The sequence below is a fragment of the Limnoraphis robusta CS-951 genome, assembly GCF_000972705.2.
This window is the reverse complement of record NZ_LATL02000361.1, coordinates 1-23328: the sequence shown is the minus strand read 5'-3', so window position 1 is coordinate 23328 and position 23328 is coordinate 1. Positions and strand designations below refer to the sequence as shown.

Genomic DNA, 23328 nt, shown 5'->3' with positions numbered 1-23328 from the left:
ATTTCTTCGACCCCGGCAGCCAAAGCTGTCCAAAATCGGAGGCATATACACCGGTTGGGGGGTGGGAATACAGGCGTTTGCATCGCCCATTTGCGCCCAGGCGATCGCCCAGTACCGCCTTGACGATTTCTCGCAGGCTCTGATCAGCTTGCCAAATAGAATTACAAAATTCCGGTTGTTAAGTGAATCCATATTAAGAGAACTTTTCTAACATACAAAAATGTCCGGCTGACTTAATCGGTAGTGACAATCGATAGTTATCTGGATGGGCAGCGATGAACTCCTCGACTGCTGTTTTTACGCCCGTCGAGAAAAAGTCGTAATCATCAACAATAATATGTCCACCTTTAGATAATACCTGATCTAGAAAATTGAGAGCCACTAAAATAGGTTCATAAAAATCAAAATCGACGTAGGCAAAACAAACCTGTTGAGGCCGGTTAGATGACTGAATTGTCTCTTCAATGAATCCAGGTATAATTTGAGTCCGTTCTGAGGGAAAGTTAATATCATTTAATCGCTTTTGTACCAGATCAACAGAGGTGAGCATTGTCCCCGTGTAGGCATCCATTGATCGGAGATTAAAGATATCATCTTTTAGTGTATCTTTAGCGGAGGGTTTGGGTAATCCAGCAAAGGAATCAAAAAGCCAAATTGTTTTATCCGTCTTTTGAATTTCATGCGCCATTAATGCTGATGTCGCACCTTGGGCGACCCCAAATTCGCAGATATCCCCTGGTAAGGGTAAAGATTTGTGTAAATAATTGACAATATAGAGCGCTTCACTGACCGATGTACCTAAAAGTTTAAACAGTAAATCAGTTCTTACCTCGTCATAGTCTGATAAATCGGTCAGCAGTATCTTTTTATAAACCCCTTCCACTTCTTTGAGCAGTGTTTTATATCGAGTATCGGGTTTATTCAGTTGTGCTAGTTGATAGCCTAACTGTTTTTTAGAATAAAACTTATATAATTTATCTAGACTGTTAAAAATTAACCTATCCATCACGTTAAACATCAGATGGGTTTAGCTCCTAATGGTCTTCTGACTCTCTATTAAACCATAAAACGTGAACCATTACTTTTATTTTCAGATGCCTCAGTCTCAATTAATCCTACGGGCATATAGCAGTTCTATCTGATTTGTGAAATTTGCAGCGCCAATAAGCTTACAGTGCGGGCATTCCCGCCCGCCGGAAGTTCACGATGGTTTGTCGCTGCTCAAACGTCGGTTTGAGTTGGCTGAGTGTCGCCCCAATTGCGGGAATTGTTTGCGCCATCTTCACCCGTTCTCCCGGCTACAACCTTCTATTTGATCGCCGCTTTTCACCCCTAATTTCTCAACTGAACAGGCATCACTAAATAGGTCATTTTGAATCCGCCTAAAGGAGATAAAATCACGGGACTTGTAGCCGCATTAAGCTGAATTTGAATCTCTGAAGTATTGAAAACTTTTAAACCTTCCATCAAATATTTGACATTAAAAGCCAGTTCTTTCGGTTCTTCTCCTGAGATTTGAGCCGATAAAGATTCGAGTGCATTTCCCACATCCGCCGCTTCTACTGAGAGTGATATTTTCTGATTATCGTTATCAATGCTACACTTAACAATATCATTTTTCTGACTCGCTAAGACGGCAATTCGTTCTAAGGCGCTTAAAAAATTACGACGATCTACATTAATTTGATTCAGAAATTGATTGGGAATCAGTTGTCGATAAGCGGGATAAGACCCTTCTAATTTTCGACTATTTAATCGTTGATTTCCCAGTTCAAAGATAACTTGACTTTCATCAAATCTCAGCTTAACCATTGGTTTGGACTCTTCTTTGCCGCTAGAATAGGCAGCCATCATTCGTTCAACTTCTCGTAAGGCTCGAGCGGGAATCGTCACTTCAAAATCTTTGATTTCTGAGTCGCTATCAGCTTTCGATTCATCATCAGAATTGAAGTTTTCAGCTTTAACAACCGCCAAGCGATGACCATCCGTTGAGGCAAATTCAAGTAAATCTTTACTCACTTTTAGATGAACACCTGTTAAAACTTGTTTAGTTTCATCAGGACTGGTAGAAAATAACGTACCTTTTAATCCTTCCATTAAAGCATCAGCCGGAAGTTGAATGAATTCTCCTTCTTCGATACTCGGAAGTTCCGGGTATTCTTCAGCACTCATACCCCTCACTTGATAGCGTCCTGAACTTGAGGTTAATGTAATAATAGATTCTCCGGCTTCGTCATCGAGAGCAATCGGACTATTGGGTAAACGAGAGACAATATCATTGAGTAATTTAGCCGGGAGTGTAAAGCTTCCCCCTTGTTCAACTTCTGCACTCATACAAGTATAGATTCCTAAGCTTAAATCGAATGCAGTCAGGCTCAGTTGTTGAGTTTCTGAAGATGCTTTTAATAAAATATTCGATAAAATGGGATGGGTCGGACGAGAGGGAATTGCTCGGGAGATTAAGGATAAATTAGAACTGAGTTTTTCCTGTTCAACAATTAATCGCATAGATTGACCTGGGTAAAGATTGAGTTTTTATAAAAAGATTGGCAATCAGAGTATGAGGTTCTGACAACAGAATACCATTCCTAGAGTGAAGACACAGAGTTTTATATTCTATCGTTTTCTCTGCGATTTGCTAGAGCCTATTGCTCATCTTGTGGAAAACCTGTGGAAAACTGCTTAAACCTCTACGGCTCTAGTCAAGAGACTGAAGCAGTTTGGAGGTTTTCCACAGTGTTTGAGGAAATTATCCACAATTTTTTCCACAACAGAGGGAAAAAGAGCTACCGTTGAACTGTGGCGATCGCTAAGTGTTGAGTCCTGGAAAAGCCCATCCGTCATAATAGAATTAAGCCGAAAAATCGCTATAAAACTCTTGACCCATGTCAGAAACTCAGGTAAACAACCCAGCCTCAAATAATGCAGAACCGACTTCTCGCTGTGTCTGGGTCTGTCAAAATCAAACCTGTCTGAGACACGGTGCCGAAAAGGTGCTGCAAGCCTTTCTAGACGCTGAGATTTCTGAAATCGTTATGGAGACGGGCTGTATGGGCCAGTGTAGTGTTGGCCCAACGGTTCGCGTCACTCCGGATGAAACTTGGTACTATCGAGTTCAACCCCAGGATGTTCCCAACATTGTTGAACAGCACCTCAAAGGGGGTCAACCTGTGGAAGAAAAGCTCAATCCCCGAATTCATCCTCGTTTTTACTAGTGAACTACCCACGGCATAGCTTCGCTTTCTGACGTAGGCTTCCAGTTTCTTGAACAGTCTTGGTCGAAGCATCAACAGATTGTTCACTGATCGGAAGTTGCCGCACAGAAGATTTACGTCCTCTGGCTAGTCTTACACCTCCTCCACTGGCAGTCGCCCCCGTCCCAGAGGCAAGGGGCTGTCTGCGTGGGTCTCCCGCGCAGTTTATACGCCCCGCGATGACTCGTAATCCTTCGTCTCGAATGTTAATAGCTGCGTTGATATCACGATCATGTTGGGTATGACAATGATTGCATTCCCATTGACGAATATCAAGCGGCAAACTTTCGACAATATTCAGACAAACATTACAAGTCTTTGAGGATGGAAAAAACCGATAGATCTCCAGAAAGGTCTTTCCATCCCGTTTCGCTTTGTAATTAACAAAGTTTAAGAACATTCCCCAACCACAATCGCTTATTGCTTTGGCTAAATTATGGTTGCGTACCATGCCCTTTACGTTGAGATTTTCAGCAATTATCACTTGGTTCTCGTTGACAATTTGGCGAGACAATTTATGCAAAAAATCTTGCCTTGCGTTGCTGACTTTCTCGTGCGCTCTTGCTACTAACCTACGTGCTTTATTCCTAGAGTTAGACGCTTTTTGCTTGCGGGATAACTTCTGTTGTTTCCGTTTTAAGTTGTGTGAGTGCTTCTTGAAGTGTCGAGGATTATCATATTTAGACCCCTCACTTGTAATTAAAAAGTGAGTCAGTCCCAAGTCCAACCCTATAGCTTTACCCTGAGCAGAAATCTGGGGTTCAATATCCTCATTCTCAAACACAATAGAAGCATAATACTTTTCGGTTTGAGTCTTAGTTATTGTAACTGTTTTAATGTTCCCGTCAAAGGTTCTGTGAATATTTGCTTTAATCTTGCCAATCACAGGGAAACTCAAACAGTTTTCAATAATCTTGACGTTTTGGGGATATTGAATTGACTGCTTACTATGCTTACTCTTGAAGTTAGGGTACTTAGCCCGACCCTCAAAGAAGTTGACAAAAGCTCTGGAAAGATTCAAAACAGACTGCTGTAAACACTGTGAATAAGTTTCTTTCAACCAGGCTGTTTCTTCTTTCTTCTTAAGAATTGGTAGTTGCTTTTTTAGCTGCATTCCTGAGATACCCTTACCTGTTTCTTTGTAGGCTTGGTTGTTTAGCTCTAGACAGTAATTCCACACCCAACGTACAGAGCCAAACGCTTTTGCAAGGGCTTGTTTCTGGTCATCCGTTGGATATAGTCTGACTTTTGCTACGTTTCTCATTGAACAACTTAGAGCGAATGTACTTGATTATAACGGAATTGCCGAGAAATTAGAGATTTTGTCGGCGATTCATCTCACACTGACACTTCGTTTTCAGGTGTGTGGCTTCTCGCCGCAGAAGCTAATTTCGCATTCAGAAAGAACCCAGGTTTTGATCAGGTCATTGACAATTTCCGGGACTTCATCATGGGGACAGTGACCTGCTTTGAGAAAATGTTCGCTCAGTTTAGGATAATATTGGCGAAACTTGGCACTGCGATCGCGACAGTTAATCCAAGGATCAGCTTCTCCCCAAAGCAAGAGTAGCGGACAACTCAGTTGACTCAGCAGAACATCAACCTTTTCTCCTGATCGCGTTTTAAACACCGAAGCAAACACCTGCGCCGCACCGGGAGAACAAGAGGGACGATAAATGTCTTCAACCAGTTGTTCGGTAACAGTCTCGGGGTTTAAATAGACTTTTTTCAGGGTTTTGCGAATGGTTGAGCGCCGTCTTGTCCATTGAAAGACGGCATAACTGGCCCAATTCTGTTGGAATAGCCATCGCAAGCTTCCTGAAGCCGTCTTTTTCCAGGCGGGAGGGGGGGGGGCGGGTTCAGTTTCGGTAAATGGCCCTGCACTATTGAGCAAGATTAACCCCCGAGCCGATTGGGGACGTTGGGCGGCGACACATAAAGCCGCATATCCACCGAGAGAGTTTCCCGCTAATATTGCAGGTTGACCAATGGTTTCGGTGATAAAATCATCCAGTTGATCGCGCCAGAGATCGCTGCTATAGTCCCAGTTGGGTTTGGCTGAACGTCCGAATCCGAGGAGATCAATCGCCCAAACCTCGAAATGTTCACTCAAGCCGATAATATTTTTGCGCCAATGGTCAGTTGAGGCGCCAAATCCATGAACCAAGAGCAGAGGGGGACGCGAGGCTTGAGGTTCACCCGCCCGCACATAATAAATTAACTGTTCTCGCCACTTCCAGTAAGTACCCGAGATTTCATAAGGGTTAGCGGTTACAGTTGTTTGCATAGCATCAATTTTTGTGAACTCAGGTTGATGATTATCTTTTAATTTTAAGATGGGACTGCCCAACCCGGGATAATACCGAATCAGAAAGTTGTTTTTTACCTCAAGTTTTGGGAGCGGGAATTTTTAGATCTCCAGGGATTGAAACGCTGTTTGGGGTTCTCGGTCAGCCTCAACAATTTTCCGGATCGGTGTTTTTTGGCGAGTGTTTTGATAATCTTAAAGTAAGGATCTAATTCTGGCAAATTTGCGGATTATGACTCAACTCTGTCTGGAAGTGCTTTCTCAGAGCCAATCTCATCAAGCGTTAGGGGGTTTTTAGCGTCGTCGGAAGTGACTCACGGCTGTCTGAGCCGCTGAGAAATGATAGAATGGCAGGTAGAGGCGAAGTTCACCTTTGAGCTTGATGAAATAAAAAGTCCATCACTAAACACTAGAATCAGCTTCTAGTTTGTTTAGTTAATCAAGCCCTCAAAATAGCTGTTCTGCTGCTGTAACTCTGTAGAAAGTTTTAGGAAAAGGTGCATTGTCAACCTACCCATCAAAAAGCAGTCTAACCCTTCTCACATCCTGCATGGGGAAAATGGGAATAAAGATGACCTTTAAACCTGCTCCGATTGTCGGAAAGGAAGTTAAAAACTGATGCAGGGTGTGAAATTTATCCACCATGACGCCAGGGAGTTTTCCGAGTGATTGCCATATCATCGCGTCCGGTTCAACGTAACTGGGTCACAGTTAGCTTTGCTTCTACGCTTTATCTGTGTCCAATTTTAGATTTGCTCCTAGCAGAGATCCCTGAGTCCTGGCAAGGAGAACTGCGCTTAGGGCTTCAGGAGGCACTGGTAAACGCGGCCAAGCATGGCAACAAACTAGACCCCAGTAAAACAATCGTTGTCCGTTTCTCCATCATCAAAAATCAGTTTTGGTGGATTATTTCTGATCAGGGATCAGGTTTTCGTCCTCCCTGTCCTTGTCCCGCTCATTTATTAGACGATCATCACCCGCCAATAGAGGAGTCAATATTGCCTGTTGATGAGCATGAGTGCGGACGAGGTTTGTATATCTTGCACCAAATCTTTGATCGAGTTGAGTGGAACCCGGAAGGGACAGAATTAACGCTTTGTAAGGAGATAGTCAATTCCTATTATGCCTAAACTCGGATCACGCTAGGGGAGAAAACACAGGCTGAAATATAGCTTTGCTGCTTGATCCCTGAACCCAAATTTAGAGTAAATTAGAGCCAAACCTGACTCGTATCTGCTCTGAATCTCTCCCCAACTATCATAACAGTAAATTTTCCAATCTAGTTCAAGATTGTTTTTTTGGTGAATTCACACCATGACCTGGACAAGGAGGTGCTGAGATCGAGCGATCCAGCCAACCAATTGCTTGATTCAGGCGAGGGATCGATTCTTCGGGTTGATTTTTGAGTAGAAAAACCAGAGCCGCAATGATTTGTTCGCTCGCGCGAGCTTTGCGGTTAGATTTGAGTTGATGCCAGTCTTGATCACCGATAGCTAGGCGTTCGGCTAGCGCTTGGGCCAGCTCTTCGGTGGTATACTCGTCAAGGCGAGACACCAGGGAAGTATTAACGAGGCTAGCATTTTGAGCAGATGTGGGGATCGAGTTAACCATGAACAACCTTCTATCAAATAGAGATTAAGGGAAGTTGCATCTTTGCATTTATATTATGCCAATAAACTTCACCCCTAAACCGATCCCGATTATACTTAATCTGTCTGGCTCAGAACCTTACCCCGTTAAAACAGAGATGACATCGCAAGATCAGGAGTTTGAGCAAGCGTTATCTCAAGTCGAGCGATCGCTCGTGGGGATCAAACAGCGTTATGCTCAAGTTAAACGAGATCAACGCCGTCAGGCTGAACTTAAAAATCGCATTGATCAAGTGATCCCCGAACTGCGTCAAACCCGATCCCGTCAATTACGAGAGGAATTGCGTCAAATTGAAGCTGAGTTAGAAACCATTGAACTCAACCTCGAAAGCAGCTTGTTTACTTGGGGAAGTCTCAAAGAACCTTTTTGGCAGGCGGTTCGTTTTGGGGGATTGGGGATCATTTTAGGATGGATACTGAAGTCTTTGGCGGGATAACGAGATCAGCACCAGATGAGAACCACCAAGACACAAAGACACGAAGATTTGCTCTGGGTGTTTTCTGTGTCTGGGTTGAAAGATTCCTCAAGTTGTTAAGACTTTAACGTTTTTAAGTCTCCCGGGGGAACGGCTCCTTTTTCGGTAATAATGGCAGAAATTAATTGGGCGGGTGTGACATCAAAAGCGGGGTTATAAAACTCAACTCCTGTCGGACATAAACGAGTATTACCCACTTCATAAAGTTCTGTTGGATCTCGTTCTTCAATGGGAATTTCTGCTCCTGTTTCCAGTTGAAAATCCACCGTCGATAAAGGAGCAGCAACGAAAAAAGGAATATTGTGGGCTTTGGCTACTAATGCTAAACTATAAGTGCCAATTTTGTTCGCTGTATCCCCATTTGCGGTAATTCTATCTGCGCCTACAATCACCGCATGAATTAAACCTTGTTTCATGCAATGAGCCGCCATATTATCGGCTATTAATGTAACTGGAATTTGGTCTTGAACACATTCCCAAGTCGTCAGTTTTGCCCCTTGTAAACGAGGACGGGTTTCATCAGCATAAACTCGTTCTAAACGTCCTTCTCGCCAAGCTGAACGAATTACACCAAGAGCGGTTCCATAGCCTCCAGTGGCTAACGATCCGGTATTACAATGAGTGAGAATATTGAGTTTTTCAGGAGATGTCGGTAAAACGGTTAATCCGGTATCTCCGATCAGTTTACAGGTTTGAATATCCTCAGCATGAATCGTTTTTGCTGTTTCTAATAAGGCTTGTTGTACCTGTTCAACTGATCCCTTGGTTTCTTGAGCGGTTTTCAGCATTTTATCAATCGCCCAAAACAAATTAACAGCCGTTGGACGAGTGCGGCGTAACACATCAGCTACGGTTTCTAATTGTACTAAAAATTCTTGAATATCAACAGTTTGGATATCTCGGGCGCCGAGATACATTCCATAAGCTGCGGCGATTCCAATGGCGGGCGCACCTCGAACAATCATCGTTTTAATCGCATGAGCCATATCTTCATAGCGACTAATTTCAATTCGAGTATATTCTTTAGGAAGGCGAGTTTGGTCAATCAGCAGAACGCGATTATCTTGCCAAATGATCGGATAAACTTGAGTTAGGCTAGAAGTCATAGGGCGTTGAGAATGGAAATATACAATTTATATTCTAGTTCTATTCTAGTCTACACCTTTTAGGGATTTTGTTTGAGTCAGCCTAGAGTGAATCTGTCGAATTAAACTGTGAATCTTAGCTGCAAGCTTGTAGCGTAGATAAGGAAATACTCCTCGATATATCACTCGGAAATTGTATTCAAAAAGAATCTCTAAAATTTCGTCAGCACTGAAATGGTTTAAGTACGCAACTCCGCGATCAATCAACTCATCACTATACTCTAAATATTTCCTAATACCCATCCGTTCAGACCAGTCCCAAGTCTTTTTATAGGTCTGATACATCTCCGGTTTATAGGCTTGGAAATTAACTTGTTTTCCGGAAAGATAAGCTTCAATATATCGACAAGCAATTTCAGCACTTTGCATTCCATGTCGAATCCCTTCTCCCCCCAACATATTCACGGTTGAAACTGCATCTCCAATGGCAATAATGTTATTTTGTGAATAGGTATCTTTCAGGCCGCTACAATATTTCAATACTCCACCATGAATATTAATAATATTGTATGAAATTCCTGATAAATAATCATTTAAAATCAGTTCAATATAGGTTTTCAGGGAGTCGGTCTGTTCAACAATTTTATGCTCACGTTTGAGTCTAGCAGAACCCACTTTTAAAAGATTTTGTTCCATCGGAAAAATCCAAGAATATCCTTTAGGCATCCATTTGTGACCCAGAAAAAATATTAATTCATGGGCATATTTTTGATAGTCTGAGCTTTCTACTTCTATTAAATATTCGGTTCCAATTCCGGTTAGGTAAGATGAAGATTTTTGTCGGGATGGAGAAATCACCGCTCGGGTCTGGCCAGTAGCATCTACCAAAACTTGAGTCGATACATGAACCGTTTCATGGCTTTTATAAGGTTTGAACTCAACGACTGTTTTTCCACTTTCTTGAAAATGTTGAATGTAGCGGTGTCCCATGCAAACTTCACCCCCTTGTCGTTGAACTTCTTGGGCTAAAAACTCTCGCAGTTTAGCAAAATTCAAGACAGCACCCCGAGGGCGATCGCATTCCCAACTATGATGAACATGAGTGGTCACAATTACAATTTTTTGCCACAAACTACCGACCACATCTGGAGGGAGATTATACTGTTCTAGGGTTTCTATCGGAGTTGCGGCGCTTGAAAAGTCATTTTGGCTAAAGGTTTGATGCTGTTCGGCGAGTAAGACGTTTTTACCAGACTTTGCAAGCTGTCTCGCACAGTGACCACCCGATGGCCCTGCTCCCACAACAACAACGTCAAAATGCTTCATTTTCCCAATCTAACACTAACTGCTTTTACAGTTTACCGGATGTGTTGTATTTTCTAAACCAACGGTGTGAGCGCTTAAAGTCAGCAGTTTAATTGTAGCCGAATCGGTGCTATTCTCGCGAGAGAAACTCAAAAGATTTTTAGGTAATCTTTATCCAAAAAAGTGAGAATTCAATCAACCACCGAGGAGTTACAACTAACGAGATTTACTTCTTGAAAATCGGGAATCGGTTGACGACTTGAAGTAATCGGAATAAATTCTCCTTCGAGTACAAAATCATCAGCGTTGAGAACGACGGCTAAAATGGCTTGGGTTGATTTCAATTTAATCACAGCATCATCTAAAAAGCCATCTTCATCAAAATCGATGAGTTCCATATAGTCAAGATCTTCTTCAGTAAGTCCACCCGTGAGTCCGATTTTATCTGCATCTGCAAACCAATCAAAGTCAGTAATTACTTGGGCTTGATAGATATTATTAGTGGCTGCATGAGCTTCTAAAATAAACACATCAGTATGACCATTATTATTGAAGATTTCAGCTTGAACAGATTTATGAGTGACTAAGGTTGTCATGCAGGGCAGCACAGTTGCCAGCAGTAAAGTGCTTAGTTGTGTTACAATCATTTATTGAGGATTCATCTCTACGATTTCACTCTACGGATCTGTGCATTTACTATCTGAAAGGTTGGTGCTACTATTTCCACCTAGACATGATCTCAATTCAGAAGTGAATAATAGGTCAGGTACCTACGATCATCAATTTATAGGGAATTTTTCCTCCGTTTAAGTTAACAGAGATGAGCGAGTTTTAGTAGACAATTTGCGAATTGGTTACGATTGACTGTAAGAAAGTTGTAAATCAAAGAAAGATTAATCAAATCCTCCGGGTTATATCAAAGACAATCGGTTAGTAAAAAAGCCTATTTTCTTCTGTCTCGGGAGGGTTAGCTAATTTTACAGATTTTTTTAAAAATCTACAGGACTTACGTCTCAACCCAGTTTCGGGCTGGGAACCTCAACAGGGCTGTTGAGCAGCCAAGGAGTGCGTAAGTCCTGAATATTCGGTGTTGAAATCGTCTAATCTTTACGATTCAACTCGAATCACTTGTTCATAATTATTTTGGGCTTTTTTCTCGTATACTTGACGAGCCTGAGCATCTTTATCGCCATAAAAAAATGAGAGAAGTGCAAAACGACGACCTGCGGTTATATCGGTTGCTTCGTGCATTAAAGAACAAGAGAAAATAATCGCACTCCCTGTATCTGGTTTGTACAGATGAAGACAATGTTCTGGGAATCTCAAAAATCCCCCAACATATTCCTCTACATTCAAGTTAATCGTCATTGCAAACCGACGGTGAGCTGTTCCCGGTGTGGTGTTATCTCGATGGGGTCGAAAATATCCACCTTCTTCGGCATTATAACAGGCTATTTTGTAGGATTCTCGACGGCTGACTTCAAATTGAAAAGCGTGTTGAATTTCCGGAAAAACTCGTCGCTGCATTAGAAAATCAATGTGATTAATTAATGCTAAATCTTCTATAAAATGATCGCGACGCCGTTTATGGCTGGGGTCAAGATATCCTACTGTTTTCTCTCCATCTCGTTTCATAAAACCGGATTCTGAGTTTCCCTGAGTTTCCCAAATTTCCATCAGGTAGCGACAAAATTTGAGATCGAGAACGTTAGGAATGAGCAAGACAGGAGCTTGCATTTGCATATGCCGAGGTTCTTCTCGACGAATGAGAACCTGAAGATCTCCTAAGAGTTTTTGAATCGCTTCTTCGAGGTTATTGAGAGGATATATCCCTAAAATTCGCTGGTTTGAATCCAGTAAAAAGCCAGTCCGAAGATAGGATAAAGTAGAATGATCTCCGTCTGCTGAAGAACAAACTCTGTACTTTAAACTCACTTCAAACTTGCAATCACACAGCAAGCTAAAGGGAATATTATGAGTTTGAGCAAATATCAGGCGAGATTCAGGCTGATCTGAACTAATAGAAAAAACGCGCAGATTCGATTGATTTAAAATCGGCATTAAATCTCGAAATCGACAGGCAATTTCACGACAAGCCGGAATTTCATCTAGAGCGTAAAAAAGCAGAAGAATTGGTTTTCCGGCATTGTTACGCAGGAAGAAATCGCCTTTATTTTGAGTGGGTAAGCGAAACCAAGGTGCAGGGTCACCAACCCGAAGTAATGGTGTTTGAGGCTTCATTGTCGCAATTTTGGGATTTACCGATTTGACGACTCAATCATCGGACTAAAGGTTCCCTAAAAGATGAAATTTAGAGAGAGAGTTGAAGCTTGAGTCAGCTTTTTTTCGTTTTCCAACTAACCCTTGATTGAAATCAAAGTTCAATCTAAATTAACAGTTTTAAACAACTTAGAGCAAGCGTTAGCAGCTTTAGAGACCCGAAAAAGATGAAGTCAACCATAAAAACCCAGTTTCTTCAAGAAACCGGGTTTTTCGAGCGGACTGTACCTTACTCAACTAAAAAATGCTATAAGCCAAGCAGATTGCTGTCGTTATCCGATCGCCGACATGGGTAACAGAGCATCCTTCAACAACTGAATTTTATCCGTTCTTTCCCAAGGTAAACCCAGGTCAGTCCGTCCAAAATGACCGTAAGCTGCAACCTCTTGGAAGAAGTGTCCACCTCGTTTAGCAGGTAAATTCTGCAAGTCAAACGCTTGAATCATTCCCGCAGGACGCAGTTCAAAGTTCTGCTGAATCACCTCAATCAGCTTATCTTCATCTACTTTGCCGGTGCCGAAGGTTTCAATAAACAAACTCACCGGACGAGCAACCCCAATCGCGTAGCTAACCTGAACTTCGCATTTATCCGCTAATCCAGCAGCAACGATATTTTTAGCAATGTAGCGGCAGGCATAAGCGGCACTACGGTCTACTTTTGTGGGGTCTTTCCCCGAAAAAGCCCCGCCTCCATGACGAGCATAACCCCCGTAGGTATCAACAATAATTTTACGGCCAGTCAAACCCGAATCCCCTTGGGGGCCACCAATCACAAATTTACCTGTGGGGTTGACTAAAAACCGCGTCTTGGCATCCGGCTTAACGCTAATATCCTCAAATACAGGTTCTACCACTTCAGACCAGAGATCTTGTTTGATTCGGGTTTGAATGGCAACGGGGTCTGTAATTTCTCCAATTGTAGCGGTGTGTTGAGTCGAGATTAAAATGGTGTCAATTCCGACCGGGCGGCCATCTTCATAGATGATAGTCACTTGGGTTTTACCGTCTGGACGCAGGTAGGGAAGGGTGCCATTTTTGCGTACTGCTGCCAGTTGACGGGAAATGCGGTGGGCTAAACTAATCGGTAGAGGCATTAGTTCAGGCGTTTCGTTACAAGCATAGCCGAACATTAAGCCCTGATCTCCGGCACCGATAGCATCTAACTGTTCCTCACTCAGATGTTCCCGCGTCTCCTGCGCTCTGTCAACCCCTTGAGCGATATCTGCGGATTGTTCATCTAAGGCAACCAAAACAGAACAGCTATTGGCAGAAAAACCGTTATCTGCATGAATATAGCCAATATCAGCAATTTTTTTGCGAGCGATGTCAATATAGTTGACCTGTGCTTTAGAAGTGATTTCGCCCGTAATTAAAACTAAACCTGTGTTGACGACGACTTCGGCAGCAACCCGGCTTTTGGGATCTTGGGTGAGTAAAGCATCCAAGATGGCATCGGAAATTTGATCACAAATTTTATCGGGATGGCCTTCTGTAACTGATTCAGATGAAAAAAGGTAACGACTAGACAAAGGTAGTTCCTCCTAAATATTAAAGCTGGGTTGATTGTAAAGTTTTGATTAAACTCGCAATTCAAGCTACTCTGACCCCAAAAGTCATTGGTCAACCCGATGAATGTTTGTTGCAATCCAAGAAGCTACAAAGTGGCAAGGAATTTAGTCAATCCTCAGGAATGCTCGAAGCTACTCGAAGTCATCTGCAACTTGAAGAACTTGAATTTCATCAAGTTGAGTGATAATAACATCAGCTTGACACAAATTTTTAGCAGTTTCGGGTTTCCAACTCATCCCAATACAACCTGCTGCCCCCGCTTTTTTAGCCATCTCCATATCCACTGCTGCATCTCCAACCATTAGAGTCGTCGAAACTTCTACCTCTAAGTATTTGCACGCTTGGCAATATAAATCTGGATCAGGTTTACTCAAGCCCTGATCTACACCCATTTGCAGTTGAATATAGTCTCCGAGCTGATAGCGTTCGACAAATGCTTGTACTTCTCGAAGGGGGGCGGCGGAGAGAATGGCCAGTTTCAATCCCACTTCTGAGAGAAACTTCAACACCTCTAAGCTGCCTGGAAATAATGGGGACGGAGCTGCATCTTTCAAATATTGGTCAGCTTCATTAAAAGCTTGGCGAGCTATTCCTAACGATTCTAACCACCCCCGTCCCGTTTCGGCAATATAGGCCGCCGCCGCAATTTCATTTTCTCGCCGACTGCCCACTGCCATTAATCCGGCAGGATCGAGCTGATCACCTTCTACACCAAACGCCATTAACAGTGGCTCTCCGACACCGGGGATTTGAGCATCAATTAAACGCGATCGCTTCTGAGCAAGATTTCTCAAAAAATTTTCAGAATTTTCTAGCGTGCCATCCTTATCAAAAATGACAGCGCTAATCTTCTCAAAGATAACGCCTTGAACCTGAATAGTAACCAACTAAGACTTCTCCAACAAACTTCTAGTCTTCTTGCTGAACAAGCTGAAAAAAGAGGGACATTCCCTCTTCCTTAAAACCTTAACTTCTAAGATTCGGCAACAGCCGAGGCTTCTTCTGGTTCAGCCGTCTCAGGTTCGGCTTCTTCCACCTCTGTTTCGGTTGCAGGAACTACGGCTTCAGGAACTACGGCTTCAGGAACTACGGCTTCATCAGCAACTTCTAGAACTTCTTCATCCTCGGTTGCAGGCGGAATGTCTATCTCACTCAGTTCCGCTTCATCAACCGCAGGAGCATCTGTTCCTTGCTGTTCGGCTAACATTTTCTCTCGGAACTTAGCAGCCATTTCCTCAGCTTTCTCGTAGACAAGCTCAGGATTTTTCACCATTGCTCCCGGTTCAGGTTCAAGCTGCTTTGTTGACAATGAAATCCGACCCCGATCCGCATCGAGATCAATGATCATCACTTTAACCTCATCATTAACATTGAAGACACTGTGAGGTGTATCAATGTGATCATGGGAGATCTCGGAGATGTGTAACAAACCGCTCACGCCACCAATATCAATAAAGGCACCATAAGGTTTGATTCCGCGTACTGTTCCGATCACCACTTCTCCAACTTCGAGTCGGTTCATCTTCCGCTCAACTAAAGCACGACGATGACTCAACACCAGTCGGTTTCGGTCTTCGTCTACTTCTAGGAACTTCAGAGGGAGTTCTTCTGAAACCAATTCCTCTTTGGGCTTTCGGGTACTAATATGGGAGCCGGGAATAAAACCGCGTAATCCTTCAATTCTAACCAGAGCGCCACCTCGGTTAGTCGCAAACACTTGGGATCTTACCGTTGCATCTTCTGCTTGCAGTTGACGAACTCGTTCCCAAGCTCGCATATACTCAATCCGACGAATCGATAGGGTAAGCTGCCCATCTTCATTCTCATCGGTTAGAATAAAAAACTCACGGGTTTCGTTGGACTGTAATACTTCGTCCGGACTCTCCACCCGGTTAATTGACATTTCCTGGAGGGGAATGTAAGCTGCGGTCTTAGCACCAATATCAATCAGAGCGCCTCTAGGTTCTAAACTAAACACCGTTCCTGGAACAACGTCTCCCGGACTAAAATGATAGTCATACTGATCGAGTAAGGCGGCAAAGTCTTCGTGGGTAAAACCCACATCTCTCTGATTGGTTTTCTGATTGATCATGCGTGTTGTTTCCTAGATTTTCTCTCCTTAGTAGTTTTTGACACAACTTAGAGCCTTTCTTCCACTTGCTTTCCCTTAAATTTGGTTTGAGCATTGGAAGATCCCAAGTTTTGAGGTGACATTCAACCTCACTCTAATTGCTTTGACCTGCACCTCACTTTAACAGAGGGCAGGACAATGAGTTGGGTCTAACTAACTTAGATCCGTTATAGAACTATAGCTAATCAACTCTAACAACTTTCCCCAAACTGAGCCAAAACTTGGCTATATTTAGGGAATGAGCAGTCTTTATAACTGTAACTCTGGGGTTATGTCGATTAGTCTAGGTCAGAGCATTACTATTATGCCACACTTATCTGAGTTTTGTGTCAAGGGGATAGAAAGAATTGAAATCAACAGTTGAGAACAGCTGATCATTCCTCAAACCCAAAATTAAGGAAAGATTGCTTCTTGGGGTTGGGTTTGATTTTCTTCAGCTTCCCCCGACTGTAAACGTTTTAACGAACTGAACTCAGATGCAGATTCCTCTGAACAGGAGTTGGCGGAAACATCGGCTTCTTCTTCAGCTTGATCACTATTTCTCTGATAGCTTTTGAGGTGATCTAAGGTTTCCACAAAATCTCGGATTCCTTGAAACTTTCGATAAACCGAAGCAAAACGCACATAAGCCACTTCACTAACTGATTGGAGCTGTTCTAGAACTAATTCACCAATTTCCTGACTGGAAACTTCCCGAATCACACGTTGTTGTAATTCGGCTTCCATCTCATCAATAACTGCTTCTAAAGCCGTTGTTTCCAAGCCGGTCTTTTCACAAGCTCGTATCAGACCTCGTAACAACTTAGAACGGTCAAAAGATTCTCTCTTCCCATCTCGCTTAATCACCGTAATCGGCACGAATTCAATCCGTTCATAAGTCGTGAAGCGATGCTTACAATTCAAACATTCTCGACGACGACGAATACTTCTGCCTGACTCTGCGGAACGAGACTCCAAAACTCTACTATTGGTGTGTTGGCAAACAGGACACTGCATAACTATAATTTTTCAAGTTATAACTCCCTCAAAGCGGTCATGCCCTTTGACTAGAGTGAAAAAACAGAATCCTTATTATAATAACCTGAATATAGACTTCAGGGACTAAAGGAATTTCCCATAGCCCCGGATGAAGTCTGCTTCTATTGGGTTTGCTTGATGCTATGCTCTTAAAAATTTTGCGGATCTCCAGCAAAAAAGCATTCTAGCTTATTTTCCAATCCGAGGGGGTTCTCGGAAGGCGATCGCAAAAAATAGCACTCCCAAAGCTAAAGCCAAAACTAAGATATAGGCAACGCTTTCCATTGTGTCAAAGTTTCCTTATATTCCAATTGATCACCAGTTTACCAGTTTAGAGATCAAAACCGTCGAAAGAATCCTCTTTGATCTCACTCCAAATTAGAGAAGAGCTAAGACTAGGAGACGAGTTTAATCCCCTAGCTTAACTCTCAAAAACTTACATCAACCTGTATTTGAGGTAGATCAAATCCATTTCACAAAAGTGACTCTAAACTGTTTTATTAGTACGAGTTGTTTTGTCACCCAATTTCTGGAAGAGTCCCCATTCCACTTGCTCTTCGAGGTCAGCTTCAATTCCCGCAAATACATCCCGGAAGATGGTACGAGAACCATGCCAGATATGACCAAAGAAGAACAGCAGAGCGAAGCAGGCGTGAGCAAAGGTGAACCAGCCTCTTGTACTGGTGCGGAATACACCGTCAGAATTCAGAGTTTCTCGGTCAAACTCAAAGGGCTGACCCTGTTGAGCTAGACGAGCATACTTTTTAACCGTGGGTGCATCGCTAAAAGTTTGACCATCCAACTGACCGCCATAGAAAGAAACCGTTACTCCAGCTTGCTCAAAGCTATAACGAGATTCTGCCCGACGGAAGGGAATATCAGCTCGGATTACACCGTCTTTGTCTTGTAAGACAACGGGGAAGGTTTCAAAGAAGTTGGGAAGACGACGCACAGTCAGTTCACGACCTTCACGATCAGTGAAGACCGGATGACCCGCCCAACCTTGGGCAATCCCATCACCGTCGTTCATTGGGCCAACACGGAATAAACCGCCTTTAGCCGGACTATTACCAACATAGTCATAGAACGCCAGTTTTTCAGGAATCTTAGACCAAGCTGTCGATAAGCTATCACCCGAGGCGACACTGGCTTGAACTCGCCGCTCAATTTCTTGCTGGAAGTAGCTTTGATCCCACTGATAACGAGTCGGGCCAAACAGTTCAATTGGAGTAGCTGCCGAACCATACCACATGGTTCCTGCGACCACAAAGGCCGCGAAAAACACCGCCGCAATACTGCTAGACAGTACAGTTTCGATGTTCCCCATCCGCAGAGCTTTATACAGGCGTTGGGGAGGTCTTACCGACAAGTGGAATAAACCCGCGATAATTCCCACAATACCTGCCGCAATGTGGTGAGCGACAATACCCCCGGCATTAAACGGGTTAAAGCCCTCTGGCCCCCATGAGGGCGAAACCGGTTGAATACTACCCGTCAAGCCATAGGGATCAGAAACCCACATTCCGGGGCCGAACAATCCAGTCAAGTGGAAGGCTCCAAAGCCGAAGCACAGAAGACCAGATAAGAACAAGTGAATCCCAAACATTTTGGGTAAATCCAAAGCGGGTTCACCGGTGCGGGGATCGGTAAACAGTTCGAGATCCCAATAAACCCAGTGCCAAACGGCCGCTAGGAATAGAAGACCGGACAGAATGATGTGAGCGGCTGCAACGCCTTCAAAAGACCAAATTCCGGGGTTGCCAGAGGCTTCTCCGGTGACGCTCCAACCGGCCCAAGATTCGGTGACTCCCAAACGAGCCATGAAGGGCATGACAAACATTCCCTGACGCCACATCGGATTCAAAACGGGGTCAGATGGATCAAAGATTGCTAGTTCGTAGAGGGCCATTGAACCCGCCCAGCCTGCTACGAGAGCAGTGTGCATTAGGTGTACAGAAATCAGCCGTCCCGGATCGTTCAGAACTACTGTATGTACGCGGTACCAGGGTAGTCCCATTGACTACGCTCCTCCTCTATTTGTAAGGTATACTTTTTAAACTTTGCCATGAATACCCGTTTCCTTACCCTAAAGTTAACGATTTGTCAACCTTTATTTAAGCTAAGACCGTTTTACGGGTGATTTGCATCCATGAAACTTATGTGAAGTACCTGACCCCAACACAGGAGATGCGCGGATCAGGTTTCGTGTCTCGTCTGCCATTGCCAAAAGAAACGTAGCTTCTTTTGGTCTTAAACAGCATCTCTGGTTGATTGCTCAACCTTTATCTCCCAGACAGGAGAACCCACGCAGCAGTCCACCTCCCGCAGACCGAAAAAAATTCTCTGATTTTACGCCTCAGACAAGTTTGGACTCTTGGAACAGTGACTCGTCTGATTCCCTATTTTAAAGAAGTGTATCGATAGTTAGAACCAATTGCAAGAGTATTTGCAAAACTCAGAAACCATCCGAGTCAAAAAAGCCGAGAAAAATCCCCCCAGTGTACTAACCTTTGTTATCTAACCTAGCTGCTTTCGGCTCGACTTTTACCCGGGTTCAGTCGAGATCAAGGGAGTCTCTATCCTTTGGCATTGAGCCGAAGCCGTACATAAGCGATCCAACACTTGGTCAGCCGTAATTAAGCGAGTCAGAATCACTTGACCAATGCTACTGGCTGAGTGATTATTCTCAGAGGAGAGAGTCAAGGGTTTAACTTCCAGCATCAAGACGGCATCTTCTACCCGATGCAGCCACATTTTTTCTTTCTTGTCACACAAACAGAGATTCAGTCTCTGGATTTCCGGGGGGCGGCGGTGAGCGGCTTCATCCCACAGGCCACCAACACCCCAGACACGACCCACAGTCCATCCATCCGTTAAAAAGAAGTATTTCATGGACTTTCTGTCGCCTACTCAAGCTAGAACTAAACTTAAAGATAGCGCGAAATCATTCAGGCGCTAGCTTTAATCACAAAAGTTTTGGATTTTTAATTGATACCCCCGAAACTTTCAACTGTTCGCCCTTGAATTTAACCGCCACCACGTTAAACCGCCAAAAATGATCCCAATTAGACAACTGGCAATAAAGACAAAACTTGCGGTTAGTCCCGGATGAAGGGTTGGCGGTGCCGCATTATTTTCGGTGGGAAGAAATCCTGTTAATATCCCCTCGGAATAATTGGCAATTGACGAAGCCGCTGCCGACGCTGTACCGACTCCAATACTAGCAGCAGCGATCGCTCTTTCTAGCCGATCTTCTCTTTTGGCTTGATTAATTTCCACAATTCCTTCAATAGTGGTAATCAAATTTTCTAATAAAATCATCCCCGGACTCAAACTCTCATAGTCCGTTTTTACCTGTCTTTGATACTTTTTCGCCGCCAATTGACTAAACTCAGCCAAAGAAATTAACTGACAATTCGGGTCAACTTTTGTTAATTCTTTTAACCTTTGTTGATAGTTGGCTAAATTAATTGTAATTGTCCTTAACTGGGAATGCAGTTGACTTAAATCAATAGCATAATTCCCTAAAATTTCTAAGGTTTCTTCTAAGGCGGCTTGTAAATCTTCCGGTTGTTTCCGCTTTTGGCGAATGGTTAATACGGATTTTTGAATGGTTTGATAATTGTCTTTTAATCTGCGTTTGAGAATCCGACTTTGGCTATAAGCCCAAATAATTTTATGGCGATAGGATAACAGACGATGAAAATGGGTCTGTATTTGCCGAATTTCGTCTTGAATTGCGGTTAAGTCGGACTCTGCTGGTAATAGCCAAATTAAATAATGGGATTCTCCTAAACTGTCTTGAATACTTTTTTCAAGACGGAATTTATTTTCATCATTTAAGGGGGGATATTTTCGCAGATTTTCGGGTTTTTCATTATCAATTAATCCGAGTAAATCTTCCCAACTTTGGAGAGAAACTAACTTGGAGATTTCAAATAAATAGCCCCCTAAGAGTTGATTTGCTGGGAAACTCAATTGATGATCTTTTTTCCAGGGTAAGGGTTGATAGGCGATTTCTGTATAACTATCTTTAGCAATGGTTTGATGAACTTGCTCGGGGGAATATTCGCCATTGAGTTTACCCCACAATAGCCAAGTTTGACCGAGGGTTGAGGGAGTGTTACTAATTCTTTCCTGAATATATTGTTTCAGTTGAGTTAAGGATGTTTTCTGATATTCGCTATCATAGGCATCAATGATTAAACTATAGTTATCCCCCAATTGAGAGGCGGCTAAAACATATTCAATCCCAATAAGAGGCTGTTCTCCCGTCTGATAATCTAAGGAAACAATATCGATTTCTGGGTTTTCGCGGTTAGCATATTTTTGCAGTTTTTGGTGATTTTCTGCGGTTAATTGAGTATATGGTTTTTGCAGGTCAGGATGAAACCGTCGCCAAAAATAATAGCGGTTAAAATCGATGCTTTCTGATGTTTGTCCTAACCCTTCCTGTAAGTCATACAGAAACAGTTGCAGCGTGATTTCTTTCAGGGGGTACATTCAATTAAATTAGAGAGATGGAGACTATTTAAAGAGTTTGCTGAAAAACTGTTGAAGTTTGCCACCGAAAGAAGGTTTGAGGGCATCTTGTGAGGCTTTTGCTGGGTCGGGAGAATGACAAATTTGTTCAGCCAGATTGCTTAATTCTGTGTTATAATCATCACTATCAAAGTTGGGAAGATAGCCTTTTTTGCGATCGCTTGCATCAGTCATCAGCCGATCGCACTCTTGATTATATAATAGGGCTAAATCTGTATCACTTAGCACGACCGCCTCTAATTGTTGAGTATGATTAGCCACATCTGAAATCATGGCCAGTTGATTAGACACAGTGATGGGTAACTTTTTGTCAAGACGGGCTAAAGCGCGAATAAAGGCGGTGATAATTACTTTATCGTTAGGAGTCATAGCTCATTCAGTGTTGGTAGTCGGACAGTCGGAAAAAACTTCGAGAGGCTTTTACCGTAATTTTACCACTCTTTTTAGATTTGATCACCCGTTCTCCTAACTCCCTATTTCCAGTCACTTGTAACCGATTCTCTTAATAACCTGAAATTACCAAACTCGACCAATAATAAACATCAGAAAACGGCATAACTTCCGGGTCTTCCTGTCTTTCGATGCGTCCTAAAGCCTTGGATAAAATCCCCTGATTCTTATCAGTCAAAGAAGGATGTGATAAACAGGATTCATAAACCTTCGCAATTTCCGCCCAGGTTGCCTCAAACCGTAACCAATTTTTCGCCTTATGCAAAGCCACCGCCGCCGTTTCACCCCCTAGATATTCCTGATAAAACTTAATCGCCAACACCCCCGCCGACTCATCATTAACCAGCCATAAACTCGAAACCACCTGAGACACTCCCCCCCGCAGAAACGCACTGGCTAACCCCACATATTCCTTCTCAATGGTTTCGATATTCGTTAAACCCGTTTCGCAAGCATTTAGATACACCAGACCATAGGAAGTGAGGGATAAACTGGCAATTTTTTCTCCCCTTAAATGCTCTGAACCCGATAGCAAAAGACTTGACAAATTTGGCTTTTCGTGGTCATAATCCCCATGACCGCTAAAGTGGAAAATCTGGTGATTTTCAGTTAAAGCTGATATCACAGTTTCCTCAGTCGCTTGCTTATCCGTAATCGTTTGGTAGCGAGTATTATAACCCGTGAAAATTTGCCCAATAGCAGTGACTTCCGTTTCCGTAAAAGGCAGATTTTTCGCGCCGATACTGTCCGGGTAAGCCACAGTCAGGACAGAAACTTCTGAGTTAGGATTGATTAGCGGGGAGGAAGAATGACCATAACCAAAGGCGGCGCTGGGTAAACGACTCGTGATGAAATCATGGGGAAATAAGGCTTCTAAAGGGAGGCGGTGCAAGTCTCGATGGGGAATTAAAATTAATTGGCTAATCTCCGGGGGTAATTTAGCGGTAATTTCCGGGATATTTAACAGGGTTTGCAGGGTGTCTATATGGTTTTTTAACCGTTGCTGCCAACTCTGACTATCTGAGGTTTTCTTGAGACTATAATTCTGATAATCCCGGTGCCAATGGGTGATTAAAGTTTCCAGTTTTTTCTGTGCCGAAGCAGAGAAAGGTATAGCGGTCAGGTCGTCGCGGGTGAGGATAAACGTAGTCAAAGAATGACTGCTATAATACCAATAAATTAGGGCCGTTTCAGCCTTAACTAAGGTTTGAATTTGTGCCACAGTGGGGCTAATATCGGCGGGTTGAGAAGCGGTGGATAAC

22 protein-coding genes are annotated in these 23328 nt (G+C 43.1%); 3 read left to right on the top strand and 19 right to left on the bottom strand.

Annotated elements, in window-relative coordinates; genetic code table 11:
* Nucleotides 1–193 precede the first annotated feature (193 nt).
* Together WN50_RS30685 and dnaN are read right to left on the bottom strand one after the other, a co-directional pair.
* Nucleotides 194–1006: a TylF/MycF/NovP-related O-methyltransferase gene (locus WN50_RS30685; protein ID WP_160315466.1), complete on the bottom strand. Its 813-nt coding sequence runs from the start codon at nucleotides 1004–1006 to the stop codon at nucleotides 194–196.
* Between the two features lie 326 nt (nucleotides 1007–1332).
* Nucleotides 1333–2508, bottom strand: a complete 1176-nt coding sequence (gene dnaN, locus WN50_RS30680) for a DNA polymerase III subunit beta (RefSeq protein WP_046280645.1) — start codon at nucleotides 2506–2508, stop codon at nucleotides 1333–1335.
* Nucleotides 2509–2885: 377 nt separating this feature from the next.
* On the opposite strand from dnaN, the gene WN50_RS30675 reads away from it, so the two are divergent.
* Nucleotides 2886–3215, top strand: a complete 330-nt coding sequence (locus WN50_RS30675) for a (2Fe-2S) ferredoxin domain-containing protein (protein ID WP_046280644.1) — start codon at nucleotides 2886–2888, stop codon at nucleotides 3213–3215.
* A 4-nt stretch (nucleotides 3216–3219) separates the two neighbouring features.
* On the opposite strand, the gene WN50_RS30670 is transcribed toward WN50_RS30675, so the two are convergent.
* Nucleotides 3220–4518: an RNA-guided endonuclease InsQ/TnpB family protein gene (locus WN50_RS30670; protein ID WP_049561849.1), complete on the bottom strand. Its 1299-nt coding sequence runs from the start codon at nucleotides 4516–4518 to the stop codon at nucleotides 3220–3222.
* A gap of 93 nt (nucleotides 4519–4611) precedes the next feature.
* Complete coding sequence (locus tag WN50_RS30665; protein ID WP_049561853.1) at nucleotides 4612–5541, bottom strand: alpha/beta fold hydrolase; 930 nt, start codon at nucleotides 5539–5541, stop codon at nucleotides 4612–4614.
* Between the two features lie 686 nt (nucleotides 5542–6227).
* Here WN50_RS30665 and WN50_RS30660 point away from each other — a divergent pair.
* A complete protein-coding gene (locus WN50_RS30660; RefSeq protein ID WP_046277900.1) occupies nucleotides 6228–6692 on the top strand; it encodes an ATP-binding protein in 465 nt (154 codons plus the stop codon).
* 154 nt (nucleotides 6693–6846) lie between these two features.
* On the opposite strand, the gene WN50_RS30655 is transcribed toward WN50_RS30660, so the two are convergent.
* Nucleotides 6847–7173 carry a DUF6439 family protein gene (locus WN50_RS30655; RefSeq protein ID WP_046277901.1) on the bottom strand — a complete coding sequence of 109 codons (327 nt, stop codon included), beginning with the start codon at nucleotides 7171–7173 and terminating at the stop codon, nucleotides 6847–6849.
* Between the two features lie 136 nt (nucleotides 7174–7309).
* Here WN50_RS30655 and WN50_RS30650 point away from each other — a divergent pair, with 136 nt between their 5' ends.
* Nucleotides 7310–7648, top strand: a complete 339-nt coding sequence (locus WN50_RS30650) for a sll0565 family protein (RefSeq protein WP_046277902.1) — start codon at nucleotides 7310–7312, stop codon at nucleotides 7646–7648.
* Between the two features lie 95 nt (nucleotides 7649–7743).
* Here WN50_RS30650 and mtnA read toward each other — a convergent pair whose 3' ends face one another.
* From mtnA to WN50_RS30580, 14 genes are all read right to left on the bottom strand, one after another.
* Nucleotides 7744–8793: an S-methyl-5-thioribose-1-phosphate isomerase gene (mtnA, locus tag WN50_RS30645; protein ID WP_046277903.1), complete on the bottom strand. Its 1050-nt coding sequence runs from the start codon at nucleotides 8791–8793 to the stop codon at nucleotides 7744–7746.
* Between the two features lie 45 nt (nucleotides 8794–8838).
* Nucleotides 8839–10098, bottom strand: coding sequence for an NAD(P)/FAD-dependent oxidoreductase (locus WN50_RS30640; RefSeq protein WP_046277904.1), 1260 nt, complete (start codon nucleotides 10096–10098; stop codon nucleotides 8839–8841).
* Nucleotides 10099–10268: 170 nt separating this feature from the next.
* Complete coding sequence (locus WN50_RS30635; protein WP_046277905.1) at nucleotides 10269–10724, bottom strand: hypothetical protein; 456 nt, start codon at nucleotides 10722–10724, stop codon at nucleotides 10269–10271.
* A gap of 460 nt (nucleotides 10725–11184) precedes the next feature.
* A complete protein-coding gene (locus WN50_RS30630) occupies nucleotides 11185–12318 on the bottom strand; it encodes a redoxin domain-containing protein (protein WP_046277906.1) in 1134 nt (377 codons plus the stop codon).
* 311 nt (nucleotides 12319–12629) lie between these two features.
* Entirely contained in the window at nucleotides 12630–13886 is a 1257-nt protein-coding gene (metK, locus tag WN50_RS30625; protein ID WP_046277907.1) for a methionine adenosyltransferase, read from the bottom strand.
* Between the two features lie 171 nt (nucleotides 13887–14057).
* Nucleotides 14058–14813, bottom strand: a complete 756-nt coding sequence (locus tag WN50_RS30620) for an HAD family hydrolase (protein ID WP_046277908.1) — start codon at nucleotides 14811–14813, stop codon at nucleotides 14058–14060.
* 86 nt (nucleotides 14814–14899) lie between these two features.
* On the bottom strand, nucleotides 14900–16018 hold the full coding sequence (locus tag WN50_RS30615; protein ID WP_046277909.1) for a 30S ribosomal protein S1: 1119 nt from the start codon (nucleotides 16016–16018) through the stop codon (nucleotides 14900–14902).
* Between the two features lie 432 nt (nucleotides 16019–16450).
* The gene (gene nrdR / locus WN50_RS30610) at nucleotides 16451–17053 is read right to left on the bottom strand and encodes a transcriptional regulator NrdR (RefSeq protein ID WP_046277910.1); all 603 of its coding nucleotides are present in this window, start codon (nucleotides 17051–17053) and stop codon (nucleotides 16451–16453) included.
* 210 nt (nucleotides 17054–17263) lie between these two features.
* Nucleotides 17264–17359, bottom strand: a complete 96-nt coding sequence (locus WN50_RS30605; RefSeq protein ID WP_046277911.1) for a photosystem II reaction center protein T — start codon at nucleotides 17357–17359, stop codon at nucleotides 17264–17266.
* A gap of 202 nt (nucleotides 17360–17561) precedes the next feature.
* The gene (psbB, locus tag WN50_RS30600) at nucleotides 17562–19091 is read right to left on the bottom strand and encodes a photosystem II chlorophyll-binding protein CP47 (protein ID WP_046277912.1); all 1530 of its coding nucleotides are present in this window, start codon (nucleotides 19089–19091) and stop codon (nucleotides 17562–17564) included.
* Between the two features lie 527 nt (nucleotides 19092–19618).
* Nucleotides 19619–19966 (bottom strand): hypothetical protein, encoded by a 348-nt coding sequence (locus tag WN50_RS30595; RefSeq protein WP_046277913.1) that lies wholly within the window; start codon nucleotides 19964–19966, stop codon nucleotides 19619–19621.
* Between the two features lie 114 nt (nucleotides 19967–20080).
* A complete protein-coding gene (locus WN50_RS30590; RefSeq protein WP_046277914.1) occupies nucleotides 20081–21577 on the bottom strand; it encodes a hypothetical protein in 1497 nt (498 codons plus the stop codon).
* A 24-nt stretch (nucleotides 21578–21601) separates the two neighbouring features.
* On the bottom strand, nucleotides 21602–21985 hold the full coding sequence (locus WN50_RS30585) for a hypothetical protein (protein WP_046277915.1): 384 nt from the start codon (nucleotides 21983–21985) through the stop codon (nucleotides 21602–21604).
* A gap of 133 nt (nucleotides 21986–22118) precedes the next feature.
* The coding region (locus WN50_RS30580; protein ID WP_049561844.1) for a CHAT domain-containing protein at nucleotides 22119–23328 on the bottom strand (1210 nt) is incomplete at its 5' end.